Below are 12,331 nucleotides of genomic sequence, written 5' to 3' on the forward strand. Positions count from 1 at the left end.
GTTTACATGCCGGCACCAAGAGTGCCCTATTGATTGTCAGGACTCGAAGAAAGAATAATAGTGGAAAAGGTAACATCTAATATAAGGCATCTTCGCAAGCACGCCGGGTATACCCAGGCACAGCTTGCCGAAAAGTTAGAGATCAAGCGTTCGCTGGTAGGAGCGTATGAGGAAGGAAGGGCTGAGCCAAAATTAAGTACCCTGGTGAATGTGGCCCGCCTTTTCGAGGTTTCCCTGGACGAACTCATCACAGCTGATCTGTCAGATCCTAACTACAAACCGGAAGTTGGGCAGCCGGGTGGTGGCAAACTGCGCGTGTTGGCCATTACGGTTGATCAGGATGATCGGGAGAATATAGAGCTGGTGCCATACAAGGCGAGCGCCGGTTACCTCAACGGGTATGCCGATCCGGAGTTTATAGAGGAGTTGCCCCGCTTCCGGCTTCCTACACTGGGCAGTGGGGGCACTTACCGCGCGTTCGAGATCAGTGGGGACTCTATGCTGCCACTGGCTTCCGGTACTGTCATAGTCGGCAGGTATGTGGAGGACTGGGGTACCCTGAAAGACGGAACCCCCTGCATCATCGTGAGTGGCAAGGAAGGCGTCGTCTTTAAGCGCGTCTTCAACAAAGTGAAAGAGGCCGCCACGCTGCGCCTGCACTCTGATAATCCGCTTTATGTGCCTTACGAACTTTCAGTGGATGATGTGGTGGAGATCTGGGAGGCCAAGTCTTACATCAGCTCCACTTTCCCCATCGCCGACATCTCCCTTGACAAACTGTCTTCCATTGTATTGGATCTTCAGAAAGAGATGCTTAAACTGAAGAAAGCGGAATAACTTTCATCTTAAGGTATAGGATCAACAGCGCATCCTGCCTCCAATGGGGCAGGATGCGCTGTTTTAGTGCTGTTTTAACTGGTCCGTTAACTACAAACGGCATTATCCGTAAAGGCATAGCATAAAACAAAAGCGCGATATGATACGATTAATTACCGATTCCCAAAGATATGAGGCACAGGTAGGAGGAGGGGTCCGTTCTCACTACCTTTTCTCTTTTGCAGATTATTACGATCCTGAAAACATGGAATTCGGCCCTTTGCGTGTCTTCAACGATGACTATATCGCCCCACGCTCCGGCTTTCCCTCGCACCCGCACTCTGAAATGGAGATCGTGACCATGGTGCTGTCAGGTGAGCTCACTCACAAGGATAACATCGGGAACGAAACAACCCTTACGCCAGGCCAGGTGCAGCGCATGACCGCAGGTACGGGCTTAACCCACTCCGAAACGAACGAAACGGACGAGGAAATCCACTTGCTCCAGCTATGGTTTCTGCCAAACAAGCGGGGACTGGCACCTTCTTATGAAATGATGGATGTTGGGTTCCTGAAAGCTAAAAATGAGCTTATACCTTTGGTGACAGGGCAGAAGGTGTTAGAAGACGTGGCTTACATCAATTCAAACTCTTCAGTATATTATGGAAGCGTGACGCAGGGCGAAGAAGTGCCTTTCAGAACCTTTAAGCTTCGTAGAACGCTGATTTATGTGCTGACGGGCAGTTTGCTGGTCAACAATTTGGAAGCCGATCGCCATGACCAGATCAGGCTCGATGATCAGGAGGTTATTGGGATAAAAGCAACAGCCGATGCCACCTTCATCCTGGTAGACGTTCCGGCCGTTGAGGCTAATTACTAAGCGATACTTCTATTAATAAAGCAGTGGGCAGGTTCTAAAGGTCTGCCCACTGCTTTTCTATTTCTCAGTCAATATCATCCCCCGGCGTAGCGATGGCTTCCTGCAGGAGGTGCTCATCCAGTTGCTTGCTTGTTTTAGCGCCAAGTTCACGCAGTATCTCCACTTTGCGTATCAGGTTGCCCTTTCCGTCAGTGAGTTTGTTCATGGCACCGTTATAGGCCGTCTGGCTCTGCTCCAGATGGCGACCAACCGTTTTGAGGTCCTCGACAAAGCCAACAAACTTATCGTAGAGTTTGCCGCTTTCCTCTGCAATTCGCAGTACGTTTCTTTTCTGGTCTTCCTGTCGCCACACACCGGCCACTGTGCGTAATGTAGCCAGAAGAGTAGAGGTGGTCACGAGCACAATGTTCTTGTCAAAGGCATCCGTAAAGATGTTCTGGTCATGCTGCAGCGCCAGGTTGAAGGCCGGCTCAATGGGAATGTACATCAGGACAAAGTCCGGGGAGTTGATGCCGCTCAGACGGTGGTAGTTCTTGCGTCCCAGATCGGTGTAGTGCGTCCGGATGGAAGTGATGTGGCTGCGCAGGTAGGTCTCCAGCTGTGAGTCGTCTTCACAGCTGCAATAAGCTTCGTAGGCGACGAGTGATAGTTTAGAGTCGATCACCAGGTGCTTGGAGTCTGGCAGGCGTATGATCACATCGGGGCGGTATACCTGTTTCTCATCGTTCTGGCGTACCTCTTCGCGCTCGTAATGCACGCCCTTCCGCAGACCTGACTTTTCGAGCAGGCTCTCCAGCAGGTATTCACCCCAGTTGCCCTGTGTTTTGCTTTCCCCTTTCAGGGCCTTGGTCAGGTTAAGTGCATCCTGGCTCATTTGCTGGTTCAGCGCCGATAACTGCGTGATCTGCTCTTTCAGTGAAATGCTATCCTTGAGTGTTTTCTCGTAGGTCTGGTCTACTTTGGCCTCAAACTCGCGAATGCGTTCTTTGAGGGGAGACAGGATGCGTTCCAGGTTTTCAGAGGAGGCTTTGTTGAAGTGCTCCGCATTCGTCATCAGCACCTGGTTGGAGATGTGCTGAAATTGCTTCAGGAATTTTTCGCGGAGTTGCTCCAGTTCCTTCGCCTGCTCGTGCATGCGCTCGCGCAGGTGCTCGTAATCGGATTCGGTCTTGGTCAGGGCATTGGTCAGTTCCATGGTTTCCGCCTGGGCATCCCGCAGTTGGCTTTTCAGAGCTTCGGCTTCCTGCGCCTGGTGCCGGGCCTGGCCTTCCAGAACGCCCTGCGCTACAACTGCCTGATTGAATTTCTCCTGCAGTGCGCTTACTTTACCCTTCATAGCCAGATAGGCTATCACGAGCCCCGCCAGAAATGCCGCTATACCTACCATTATCTCCATACAGTAAAGGTATGTTTTTTTAGCATTTCAAACCAGATGCTAACCTTTTTAGTTTTTAGAAACCTTCAAGATGGTCGGTCGCATTCCACTCTGCATAAAACTGGCTTAGAAAGTCCTCCATGTACTGATGGCGTTTTTCTGCCATAGCGCGGGCGGTGGGGGTGTGCATCCGGTCTTTCAGAAGCAGCAGCTTTTCATAAAAATGGTTGATGGTGGGCGCGGTGCTTGATTTGTAATCCTCAAAATTGTCGTGAAGCACAGGCGCTACAGCCGGGTTGTACAGTTCGCGTCCCTTGTGGCCGCCGTAGGCGAAGGTGCGGGCAATGCCGATCGCGCCGATGGCATCCAGTCGGTCTGCGTCCTGCACAATGCGGCCTTCGAGAGTAGGCATGGCAGAGGAGGTACCGGCTCCTTTATAAGACAGACCGCTGACGATGTCACACACTGTGGCAATGAACACTTCATCTAGTGGTTGTTTTCCCAGCCACTCCCGCACCATGCGCGGTCCCACGGTTTCGTCTCCGTTATGAAACTTGTGATCCCCAATGTCGTGCAGCAGCGCCGCCAGTTCAACAGTGAACAGGTCCGCGCCCTTCTCCTGTGAGGCAATGTAGCGAGCGTTTTTCCAGACCCGGAAAATATGCCACCAGTCGTGACCGGAGCCCTCGCCCTCCAGTTGCTCTCTGACATAGCGAGCGGTTTCGTCAATTATAGCTTGTTGCTGCATGGTAACAGGTATAAGCTCCAAAACTGCGAAATATCCCGCTAAGCCGCAACGTTCTGTCTATACCTTTATACCTGTTTCAAGTGCAGCACCTATACCTTGCAGTGATGGCAACCGGACTAATTCCAGTTCGAGCAGATCGGCCCAGGTATGCAGGTATAGGACCACATCATCCCGCAGGTTGTGCTTCAAATAGCGTCTGTTGGGTGGGAGTGCGTCGATTACTTTTCTATCAGAGAGCCGCTCCAGGTGTGCCAGGTCATCCCGGGTAAGGCCCCAGGCAAGCATCTGGTCGATGATCTCGTCCATCAGCAGCCCGCTTTGGGGACAGTAATCGCGCAATTGCTCGCTCCAGTCGCCGTGCCGCCACATGGCCGCCCCGTGGATGTGCCCTTTGTCAAGTCGGGTAATGGTTTGGGCCAGGTGGCCGCAGTTGCAACTCCCCATGTGTCCCCATTGGTAGTTGGCGCCTTGTGCCAGTCTGTCGGCCGTCTGGCGTATAGCCGCCACCAGCTGTGCTGAACTTCTTGCCATATGCTTGCTCCTTAAAGGTGAATGTATTAGCGGAGGTATAAACTCCTCTTTCTATAAAACGGCAAAGACGCCGAATGTTATGAAAAGCGGCCTGATTTTCATACCTCCCCTAAGCTTTATACCTTTGCAGGTATACCTGCTCGAAGTGAAGTTCACGATCATGCGTACCAAACCTGTACGGATTATTTTTCTGTTGTTATTAATTTTAGCTGCTGCCCCAAACGCAGATGCCCAGATACTCAATATCGAAAGGTCCAGGATCGAGCGTGACACGGCCAATTTTTTGACAGGCAAGGCCGGGCTTAACTTTTCGATGTTCAACCGCAATGCAGGGCGAAACAATCCCAATAATTTTCTGCAGCTGACTTTTAACGGCGACCTGGCTTACATTTCAAAACAGCACACCTACCTGTTCCTTAACTACTATAACTACCTGCTGGTGAACTACGATTCTCGCGAGTTGCGCAACACGGTGGCCAGCAATGGCTATTCCCATTTCCGGGTAAATCTCTTGAGCCGACGCAAGGTATCTTACGAACTTTTCACGCAGTACCAGGCCGACATGGCCCGCGGTCTGGAGCGGCGCATCCTGACGGGAAGCGGCGTGCGCTGGTTGCTCTACCGCACAGACAACACTTCCTGGTTTGCGGGAACTGGCCTGATGCACGAGCACGAGACTTGGAAAGACCCGGAGCAGGAGGGGGTGACCCGTGTATCGGATCTGCTGAAGTCTTCCAACTATGTCAGTCTGCGCTCAAAATTGTCGGAGCATGTAGAGACGAATAACATCGCCTATTTCCAGACAGGTTATGATCGGAACATCAGCAGGTTTCGGAACCGCATCAGCGGCGACCTGGGCCTGACCGTGAAATTGATAGGCCGCGTGTCCATGCGCACGAATTTTAACTTCACATACGAGGACAGACCGATCGTTCCCGTTACGCGCTTTATCTATGCCATTACCAACGGGTTGCAGGTGGATTTTTAGCCGGGACGATTGTCCGTAACAACAAATGCAGTATTTGCACCGCCTGATAATGGATTTATATCAAATTTTTTTAATATAATTTGCACTGAACCGAACAATGGAGTCAACTTTGGCGTAAGCTGCGTCATAGGATTATGTTGCAGACACGTACCTGGCCTGCATTTGCGTAATTATCCAGAATCCGGAACGCTCAATCCCGGTCAATAACGTTTAATTAAATAACTGGTAAGCCCAGCGCGCTCACAGGGCGCATATTTGTACTTTTTTATCGATGGAAAAAACTTCTAAAATTTACATTGCTGGCCACCGGGGCATGGTAGGCTCTGCCATTCTGCGCCAACTCGAGGCCAACGGTCACACCAACATCATCACCAGAACTTCTTCGGAACTGGACCTGCGCAACCAGCAGGCTGTTTTTGAGTTCTTCGATGCCGAGAAGCCCGACTATGTTTTCCTGGCCGCCGCCAAAGTAGGGGGAATCCACGCCAACAACACCTTCCGCGCCGAGTTCCTGTATGACAACCTGATGATCGAGGCCAACATCATCCACGCCGCCCACCTGAGTGGGGTGAAGAAGTTGATGTTCCTGGGTTCTTCCTGCATCTACCCGAAGATGGCGCCACAGCCGCTCAAGGAGGAATATTTGCTAACCGGTCCGTTGGAGCCGACAAACGAGCCTTATGCCATCGCCAAAATTGCCGGTATCAAGCTTTGCGAATCTTACCGTGATCAGTACGGCAGCAATTTCATCAGCGTAATGCCGACCAATCTCTACGGGTATAACGACAACTACGACCTGCAGAACTCGCACGTACTGCCGGCCCTGATCAGAAAAATACATGAGGCCAAAGACAACGGCGCACCCACTGTTACCGTATGGGGTACGGGCAGTCCGAAGCGCGAGTTCCTGTTCGCGGATGACCTGGCAGCCGCCTGCTTATACCTGATGGAAACATATGACGGCCGTGAACTGGTGAATATCGGCACGGGGGAGGATGTCTCCATCAAAGAACTGGCCCTGCTCATCAAAGACGTGATTGGTTATGAAGGTGAACTGGAGTTCGACACCACCAAGCCGGATGGAACGCCACGCAAGCTGATGGACGTGAGCAAACTGCACAGCCTTGGCTTTAAGCACAAGATTGAACTGCGTGAAGGTATAGCACTCGCCTATGCCGATTTCAAAGAAAAATACGTGACTGCATAGTCATACATTCTATACAACCATAAAAAGGAAATTACATTAAAGAAGTATATCACATGAAGACAGCCCTTATCACAGGCGTAACCGGACAGGACGGCGCATACTTAGCGGAGCTTTTACTGAGCAAAGGATATAAAGTACACGGCGTGAAGCGTCGTAGCTCGATGTTCAACACCGAGCGCATTGACCACCTCTACCAGGACCCGCACGAGAAGAACATCAACTTCAAGCTGCACTACGGCGACCTGACCGATTCCACGAACCTGATCCGCATCATCCAGGAAACGCAGCCCGACGAGATCTACAACCTGGCCGCCATGAGCCACGTGAAGGTGAGCTTCGACACGCCCGAGTACACGGCCAACGCCGACGGACTGGGCACGCTCCGCATCCTGGAGGCCATCCGCATCCTGGGGCTGACGAAAAAGACAAAGGTATACCAGGCCTCTACTTCAGAACTATATGGCCTGGTACAGGCTGTTCCGCAGTCTGAAACGACGCCGTTCTACCCACGCTCCCCATACGCCGTAGCGAAACTCTACGCCTACTGGATCACGGTCAACTACCGCGAAGCCTACGGCATGTTCGCCTGCAACGGCATCCTCTTCAACCACGAGTCACCGCTCAGAGGCGAGACCTTCGTGACGCGCAAGATCACCCGCGCCGCCGCCCGCATCGCCATGGGCCTGCAGGACGGCCTGTACCTGGGTAACCTGGACGCCAAGCGCGACTGGGGTCACGCTAAGGACTATGTGGAGGCCATGTGGCGCATCCTGCAGCAGGACGAGCCGGAGGACTTCGTGATCGCCACAGGCGTGACGACGACGGTTCGTGACTTCATCCGCATGGCTTTTGGCCACGTGGGCATCGAGCTGGAGTTTAAGGGCGAGGGCGTGGACGAGAAAGGCTATATTGTGGCCTGCAACAACCCGGAATACCAACTGGAAATTGGAAAAGAAGTGGTGTGCGTGGATCCGAACTACTTCCGTCCGACGGAGGTGGAGCTCTTGATCGGCGACGCGACCAAGTCGAAGGAAAAGCTGGGCTGGGTACCGAAGTACGACCTGCAGGCGCTTGTGACCGACATGATGCAGCACGACATTGAACTCTTCAAGCGCGACACCTACCTGATGGAAGGCGGTCACCGCATCCTCAACTACCACGAATAATCGCATATACCTTATTTAAGGTATAGTTCAGATAGAAAACGGCAGCCTCACCTTGGTGGGGCTGCCGTTTTTTCTTTATCTGAGTAAGCTAGGTTGGTAATTAAAAGTGGGGATTCTGTTAATATTAGGTATAGGGCACCCGCTGATAAGTATGACTCGGCTGATAATTTTGGAAATAAAGAGTTAAGAGAGGCAGGGGCTCTGGCTCAGATATAGGCTTCCTGGATATAACTTAGGGACAACTAATGGCGCGAGCGTCCTCGCTCGTGTCTGTTATAATGGGGCCCCTGAACAAGGTATAGGTATAGGTATAGGTATAGGTATAGGTATAGGTATAGGTATAGGTATAGCGCAGGTGGGGAGGTCTATAAACGCAAAAAGCCCTTGCTTTCGCAAGAGCTTTTAAGCGGTCTGGACGGGACTCGAACCCGCGACCTCCGCCGTGACAGGGCGGCATTCTAACCAACTGAACTACCGGACCAAAATTTTGAGATTTGTAAAGCCTCTTGCTTTACTTTTAATTACCGCAGGGGTTTAAGCTGCGGTCTGGACGGGACTCGAACCCGCGACCTCCGCCGTGACAGGGCGGCATTCTAACCAACTGAACTACCAGACCAATACTTTGAAACAAGAGCCATCTGCTCTAAAAATAAACCGCAGTTTATTGCTGCGGTCCGGACGGGACTCGAACCCGCGACCTCCGCCGTGACAGGGCGGCATTCTAACCAACTGAACTACCAGACCAAACTGTGTTTCCTTAACGCTGTCCGTTAAAGTGTCACAAATGTAGACGGTAAATTTCGATTCTGCAAGAGCAATGCTATATTTTGGCGCTATATTTTTAGCCTGAAACCGTAAGTCGCTCAAAACCAAATATTCTTTTTTTGCAATGCGCGATAAATTTCGAATAATCGCTATTCCATATTCTGAAACTGTTAAATTTGTGATTCAATCAGCAATGAGGATTTATGCTTTTGGATTTTGAACAACCTATAGCGGCCCTGGAGGGCAAACTGCAGGAAATGAAAAAGCTGGCCAGCGAGAGCCAGGTCGACGTTTCGGAAGCAGTGAAAGCGCTTGAAGAAAAAATAAAGACGCTTAAGAAAGAGACTTACGCCAACCTGACCCGCTGGCAGCGTGTGCAGCTTTCACGCCACCCCGACAGACCCTATACCTTAGACTACATTGCAGGTATCACTTCGAAGTTCGTGGAGCTGCACGGCGACCGTACCGTAAGTGATGACAAGGCAATGGTAGGTGGTTTTGGCGATGTGGATGGCCGCAGCATCATGTTTATCGGGCAGCAGAAAGGCCGCAACACCAAGCAGCGCCAGATGCGCAACTTCGGCATGGCCAACCCGGAAGGTTACCGCAAAGCACTCAGACTGATGAAAATGGCCGAGAAGTTTGGTCGTCCCATTGTGACCTTCATTGATACGCCGGGCGCTTTTCCGGGTCTGGAGGCAGAAGAGCGTGGACAGGGTGAGGCGATTGCCCGCAACCTGAAGGAGATGTTCATGCTGAAAGTGCCGGTGATCTGCATCATCATAGGAGAGGGGGCCTCTGGCGGTGCCCTGGGTATAGCGATCGGTGACCGTGTGATGATGCTCGAAAATACGTGGTACTCGGTTATTTCGCCTGAATCATGCTCGTCTATCCTATGGCGCAGCTGGAACTACAAAGAGCAGGCAGCCGAAGCCTTGAAGCTGACCGCTACCGACATGCTGCAGCATAAGTTGATTGACGGAATTATCAAAGAACCACTGGGCGGAGCGCACACGGAACCAGATAAAATGATGCGCACGCTCAAGAAAGAGATCTGTAAAATGCTGGATGAACTGGAAGGTATAGCACCGGAAGACCGCATCATGCAGCGCATCGAAAAATTCTCTGCCATGGGCGTGGTACAGGAAAGCTAATAAATTAGAAAGTTAAAAAGTTAGAAAGGTATAAAGTTAGAGTAGTAATGCTTTGGCAGACTACTTTTTCGAGTTTTATTTCTTCAGACATATAAGAGGTGGTTAGGCGTTTTGCTTGACCACCTCTTATCGTTTTACTACCTTTAGTCCTTAAGTGAATTAGGTAAATGGAGACGAGGTTATGTTCGTATACAAGCACGAGTAAACTACTTTCCTTAACTTTCTGCCTTTCTAACTCTCAAATTTTCTAACTCAAATGAAACTGCACGTAATTGATACAGGGTTCTTTAAACTAGATGGAGGCGCCATGTTTGGGGTGGTTCCCAAATCACTTTGGCAGCGAACGAACCCGGCCGATGAAAATAATTTGTGTACCTGGGCCATGCGCTGTCTGCTGATCGAAGACGGTGATCGTCTCATTCTGATCGACAACGGTATCGGCGATAAGCAGGATGCCAAGTTTTACAGTCACTACTACTTGCACGGCGAAGCCACGCTGGAGAAATCCCTGCACGCAGCAGGCTTCTCGCACCAGGATGTCACGGATGTTTTTCTGTCTCACCTCCATTTCGACCATTGTGGAGGAGGCGTGAAGTATAAGAACAGCGACGGTGCCCTGGAGCTGGTTTTCCCGAACGCCACTTACTGGTCGAATCCCGATCACTGGAAATGGGCCACCGAGCCTAACGCTCGTGAAAAAGCTTCATTCCTGAAAGAGAACATACTGCCCATGCAGGAGAGCGGTCACCTGGCTTTTGTTGATCCCTCTAAGCCATCCCCTTTCCCGCAATTCGACATCTTTTACGCTGACGGGCATACGGATAAAATGATGGTTCCAATCATTTCCTACAAGGACCGCAAAGTGGCCTTCATGGCTGACCTGCTGCCTTCCACGGGACATATTCCGTTGCCCTATGTAATGGGCTACGACACGCGGCCTCTCCTGACAATGGATGAAAAAGCCAGGTTTCTGAAGATGGCAGCTGACGAGGATTTTGTGCTATACTTGGAGCATGATGCCGTGAATGAGTGCTGCACCGTGCAACACACCGAAAAGGGGATCAGGCTGGGCTCAACCTTCTCACTCAGCGAGCTTTAATGAAGAAAATCGGGTTGGCTCTGTCAGGAGGCGCCGCCAGGGGGATCGCCCATTTGGGGGTACTGAAGGCCTTTAACGAACTGGGTATAAAGCCGGCCGTACTTTCCGGGGTAAGTTCCGGTGCTATTGTGGCTGTGTTCTACGCGGCAGGCTATAAGCCGGATGATATCCTGCGCCTCATCAAGGAATTGCGCATCTACCGCGTCATGCGGCTGGCTATCGGGCAGGTGGGTATTCTGCATCTTGATGCGGTAGAGAAACTGTATTACCGCTATCTGGGCGAGCAGGCCACTTTCGAAGGCTTGGATATACCTGTCATCATCGGAGCGACTGATATGCATGCGGGAGCCACTGTCAACTTTTCGAGCGGTGAACTCATCAAACCACTGATCGCTTCTTCTGCCGTTCCCATTCTGTACAGGCCCGTGCATTATCAGGGTATGTTGTTGAATGACGGTGGTCTGCTCGACAATCTCCCGATTGAAGCGCTGTCAGGAAAGTGTGATGTTAAGATTGGCGTACATAGCAACCCGATCAATCATGAGGCGCGCATCACTAGCCTACGAAGCATGATCGAGCGAACGGCGCACCTGGCCATCAATAACAACGTGCAACTCCGCCGTCATCTCGCTGACTTTTTCATTGAACCACCCGAGCTAAAGCATTACAGACTCATGAGTTTTAGTAAGGCAGATGAACTTTTTGAGATTGGCTACCATTACACCATGAGTATCAAACCGGAGCTATTGCAGGCGATTAACCAGGGATAAAAGGAAAAGACAAAAATAAATTCCTTTTCTCATATTGTTTTATTAAAATTAGAAGATATATTTTGATCCTATTTTAATATCCATCGTAAAACCTGCATATACAACCCAACCACTATGCTACAACGCACCTTTACCCTTATTGTAGCCCTATTTTTTATTAGCATCTGTTCTCTTAGGGCCCAGGAAAATGAGAGTTCTCTCATCAGAGCTAAAATCAAGCATGGCTCTCTGCTGTTAGGCGGTAACCTCCAGGGGAGTTACCAGGTCACGTACAGCGAATTAAACAGCACGGGTCAGAAAGTAGATGGGCGCCGCATCGACTTTAATTTGCGCAGCAAGAACGGCTATTTCGTGCTCGAAGATTTAGCAGTAGGACTCGACCTGAGTGTGCTACACCAAAGCAACAAACTAACCGCTGTGTCAGATAGAGTGAGCGAGCCGCGAAGGGAGACGTTTGTCATGGCTGGCCCTTTCATCCGCTACTATATGCTCAATGGCGTCTTTGGCGAGCTGACCATGCTGGCCGGACTTCATAACTTCAATGATGTTGGCCAGAAGTACAAAGCCCTGGAAGGTGGCGTAGGTCTGGGCTATGCGTTCTTCCTCAACAGGCAGTTCTCCCTGGAGCCGGTTCTCTCCATGCGTTACTTCCGGAAAGTTGACAGAGACGGAAGAGCCTACAGCGAATTTGGCCCTATGATTGGCTTCGGTTTGCAGGCTTATTTACTGCGTCAGAAATCCCATGTCATCAAACGTGCCCTATAGGGTTCTGTTTTAACAGAGAATACACTATATTTGAAATGCTAATCCAGTCGCTCTGATCGAGTCGTGG

13 protein-coding genes and 3 tRNA genes are annotated in these 12,331 nt (G+C 50.9%); 9 read left to right on the plus strand and 7 right to left on the minus strand.

Annotated features, from left to right (window positions below; all coding sequences use genetic code 11):
* The first annotated feature begins 60 nt into the window (after positions 1-60).
* Together IEV97_RS18575 and IEV97_RS18580 are read left to right on the plus strand one after the other, a co-directional pair.
* Positions 61-837 (plus strand): XRE family transcriptional regulator, encoded by a 777-nt coding sequence (locus IEV97_RS18575; protein ID WP_188502998.1) that lies wholly within the window; start codon positions 61-63, stop codon positions 835-837.
* Positions 838-976: 139 nt separating this feature from the next.
* The gene (locus IEV97_RS18580) at positions 977-1,696 is read left to right on the plus strand and encodes a pirin family protein (protein ID WP_188502999.1); all 720 of its coding nucleotides are present in this window, start codon (positions 977-979) and stop codon (positions 1,694-1,696) included.
* A gap of 64 nt (positions 1,697-1,760) precedes the next feature.
* Here the strand turns inward: IEV97_RS18580 and IEV97_RS18585 are convergent, their stop codons facing one another.
* From IEV97_RS18585 to IEV97_RS18595, 3 genes are read right to left on the minus strand one after another with little or no spacing between them, the layout of a single operon-like run.
* On the minus strand, positions 1,761-3,092 hold the full coding sequence (locus IEV97_RS18585; protein WP_188503000.1) for a DNA recombination protein RmuC: 1,332 nt from the start codon (positions 3,090-3,092) through the stop codon (positions 1,761-1,763).
* Between the two features lie 55 nt (positions 3,093-3,147).
* Positions 3,148-3,819 (minus strand): HD domain-containing protein, encoded by a 672-nt coding sequence (locus IEV97_RS18590; RefSeq protein WP_188503001.1) that lies wholly within the window; start codon positions 3,817-3,819, stop codon positions 3,148-3,150.
* Between the two features lie 57 nt (positions 3,820-3,876).
* Positions 3,877-4,350: a hypothetical protein gene (locus tag IEV97_RS18595; protein WP_188503002.1), complete on the minus strand. Its 474-nt coding sequence runs from the start codon at positions 4,348-4,350 to the stop codon at positions 3,877-3,879.
* Between the two features lie 79 nt (positions 4,351-4,429).
* Between IEV97_RS18595 and IEV97_RS18600 the strand changes: the two genes are divergently transcribed.
* From IEV97_RS18600 to gmd, 3 genes are all read left to right on the plus strand, one after another.
* Complete coding sequence (locus IEV97_RS18600) at positions 4,430-5,338, plus strand: DUF481 domain-containing protein (protein WP_188503003.1); 909 nt, start codon at positions 4,430-4,432, stop codon at positions 5,336-5,338.
* A 253-nt stretch (positions 5,339-5,591) separates the two neighbouring features.
* Complete coding sequence (fcl, locus tag IEV97_RS18605; RefSeq protein WP_262890307.1) at positions 5,592-6,545, plus strand: GDP-L-fucose synthase; 954 nt, start codon at positions 5,592-5,594, stop codon at positions 6,543-6,545.
* A 53-nt stretch (positions 6,546-6,598) separates the two neighbouring features.
* Entirely contained in the window at positions 6,599-7,711 is a 1,113-nt protein-coding gene (gene gmd / locus IEV97_RS18610) for a GDP-mannose 4,6-dehydratase (protein ID WP_188503005.1), read from the plus strand.
* A gap of 273 nt (positions 7,712-7,984) precedes the next feature.
* Here gmd and IEV97_RS20160 read toward each other — a convergent pair whose 3' ends face one another.
* The 4 genes from IEV97_RS20160 to IEV97_RS18625 all read right to left on the minus strand — a co-directional run bounded on the left by IEV97_RS20160 (position 7,985) and on the right by IEV97_RS18625 (position 8,455).
* Positions 7,985-8,107 carry a hypothetical protein gene (locus IEV97_RS20160; protein ID WP_262890306.1) on the minus strand — a complete coding sequence of 41 codons (123 nt, stop codon included), beginning with the start codon at positions 8,105-8,107 and terminating at the stop codon, positions 7,985-7,987.
* A gap of 11 nt (positions 8,108-8,118) precedes the next feature.
* Positions 8,119-8,192: transfer RNA gene (locus tag IEV97_RS18615), tRNA-Asp, on the minus strand.
* A 61-nt stretch (positions 8,193-8,253) separates the two neighbouring features.
* A tRNA-Asp gene (locus IEV97_RS18620) sits at positions 8,254-8,327 on the minus strand.
* Positions 8,328-8,381: 54 nt separating this feature from the next.
* Positions 8,382-8,455, minus strand: a tRNA-Asp gene (locus IEV97_RS18625).
* 224 nt (positions 8,456-8,679) lie between these two features.
* Between IEV97_RS18625 and IEV97_RS18630 the strand changes: the two genes are divergently transcribed.
* The 4 genes from IEV97_RS18630 to IEV97_RS18645 all read left to right on the plus strand — a co-directional run bounded on the left by IEV97_RS18630 (position 8,680) and on the right by IEV97_RS18645 (position 12,264).
* Complete coding sequence (locus IEV97_RS18630) at positions 8,680-9,630, plus strand: acetyl-CoA carboxylase carboxyltransferase subunit alpha (RefSeq protein WP_188503006.1); 951 nt, start codon at positions 8,680-8,682, stop codon at positions 9,628-9,630.
* Between the two features lie 256 nt (positions 9,631-9,886).
* A complete protein-coding gene (locus tag IEV97_RS18635) occupies positions 9,887-10,729 on the plus strand; it encodes an MBL fold metallo-hydrolase (protein WP_188503007.1) in 843 nt (280 codons plus the stop codon).
* A complete protein-coding gene (locus IEV97_RS18640) occupies positions 10,729-11,499 on the plus strand; it encodes a patatin-like phospholipase family protein (RefSeq protein ID WP_188503008.1) in 771 nt (256 codons plus the stop codon). Before IEV97_RS18635 ends, IEV97_RS18640 begins: the two co-directional genes overlap by 1 nt.
* A gap of 114 nt (positions 11,500-11,613) precedes the next feature.
* The gene (locus tag IEV97_RS18645; protein WP_188503009.1) at positions 11,614-12,264 is read left to right on the plus strand and encodes a hypothetical protein; all 651 of its coding nucleotides are present in this window, start codon (positions 11,614-11,616) and stop codon (positions 12,262-12,264) included.
* The last annotated feature ends 67 nt before the right edge of the window (positions 12,265-12,331 follow it).

Origin of the sequence: Pontibacter amylolyticus (genome assembly GCF_014638845.1) — a bacterium.
Classification (GTDB): Bacteria; Bacteroidota; Bacteroidia; order Cytophagales; family Hymenobacteraceae; genus Pontibacter; species Pontibacter amylolyticus.

Bases quoted from the DNA above. Each gene is read 5' to 3' on its own strand.
- IEV97_RS18580 (WP_188502999.1), top strand. From the start codon at position 977: ATGATACGATTAATTACCGATTCCCAAAGATATGAGGCACAGGTAGGA.
- IEV97_RS18585 (WP_188503000.1), bottom strand. From the start codon at position 3,092: ATGGAGATAATGGTAGGTATAGCGGCATTTCTGGCGGGGCTCGTGATA.
- IEV97_RS18590 (WP_188503001.1), bottom strand. From the start codon at position 3,819: ATGCAGCAACAAGCTATAATTGACGAAACCGCTCGCTATGTCAGAGAG.
- IEV97_RS18595 (WP_188503002.1), bottom strand. From the start codon at position 4,350: ATGGCAAGAAGTTCAGCACAGCTGGTGGCGGCTATACGCCAGACGGCC.
- IEV97_RS18600 (WP_188503003.1), top strand. From the start codon at position 4,430: ATGAAAAGCGGCCTGATTTTCATACCTCCCCTAAGCTTTATACCTTTG.
- gmd (WP_188503005.1), top strand. From the start codon at position 6,599: ATGAAGACAGCCCTTATCACAGGCGTAACCGGACAGGACGGCGCATAC.
- IEV97_RS18630 (WP_188503006.1), top strand. From the start codon at position 8,680: ATGCTTTTGGATTTTGAACAACCTATAGCGGCCCTGGAGGGCAAACTG.
- IEV97_RS18635 (WP_188503007.1), top strand. From the start codon at position 9,887: ATGAAACTGCACGTAATTGATACAGGGTTCTTTAAACTAGATGGAGGC.
- IEV97_RS18640 (WP_188503008.1), top strand. From the start codon at position 10,729: ATGAAGAAAATCGGGTTGGCTCTGTCAGGAGGCGCCGCCAGGGGGATC.
- IEV97_RS18645 (WP_188503009.1), top strand. From the start codon at position 11,614: ATGCTACAACGCACCTTTACCCTTATTGTAGCCCTATTTTTTATTAGC.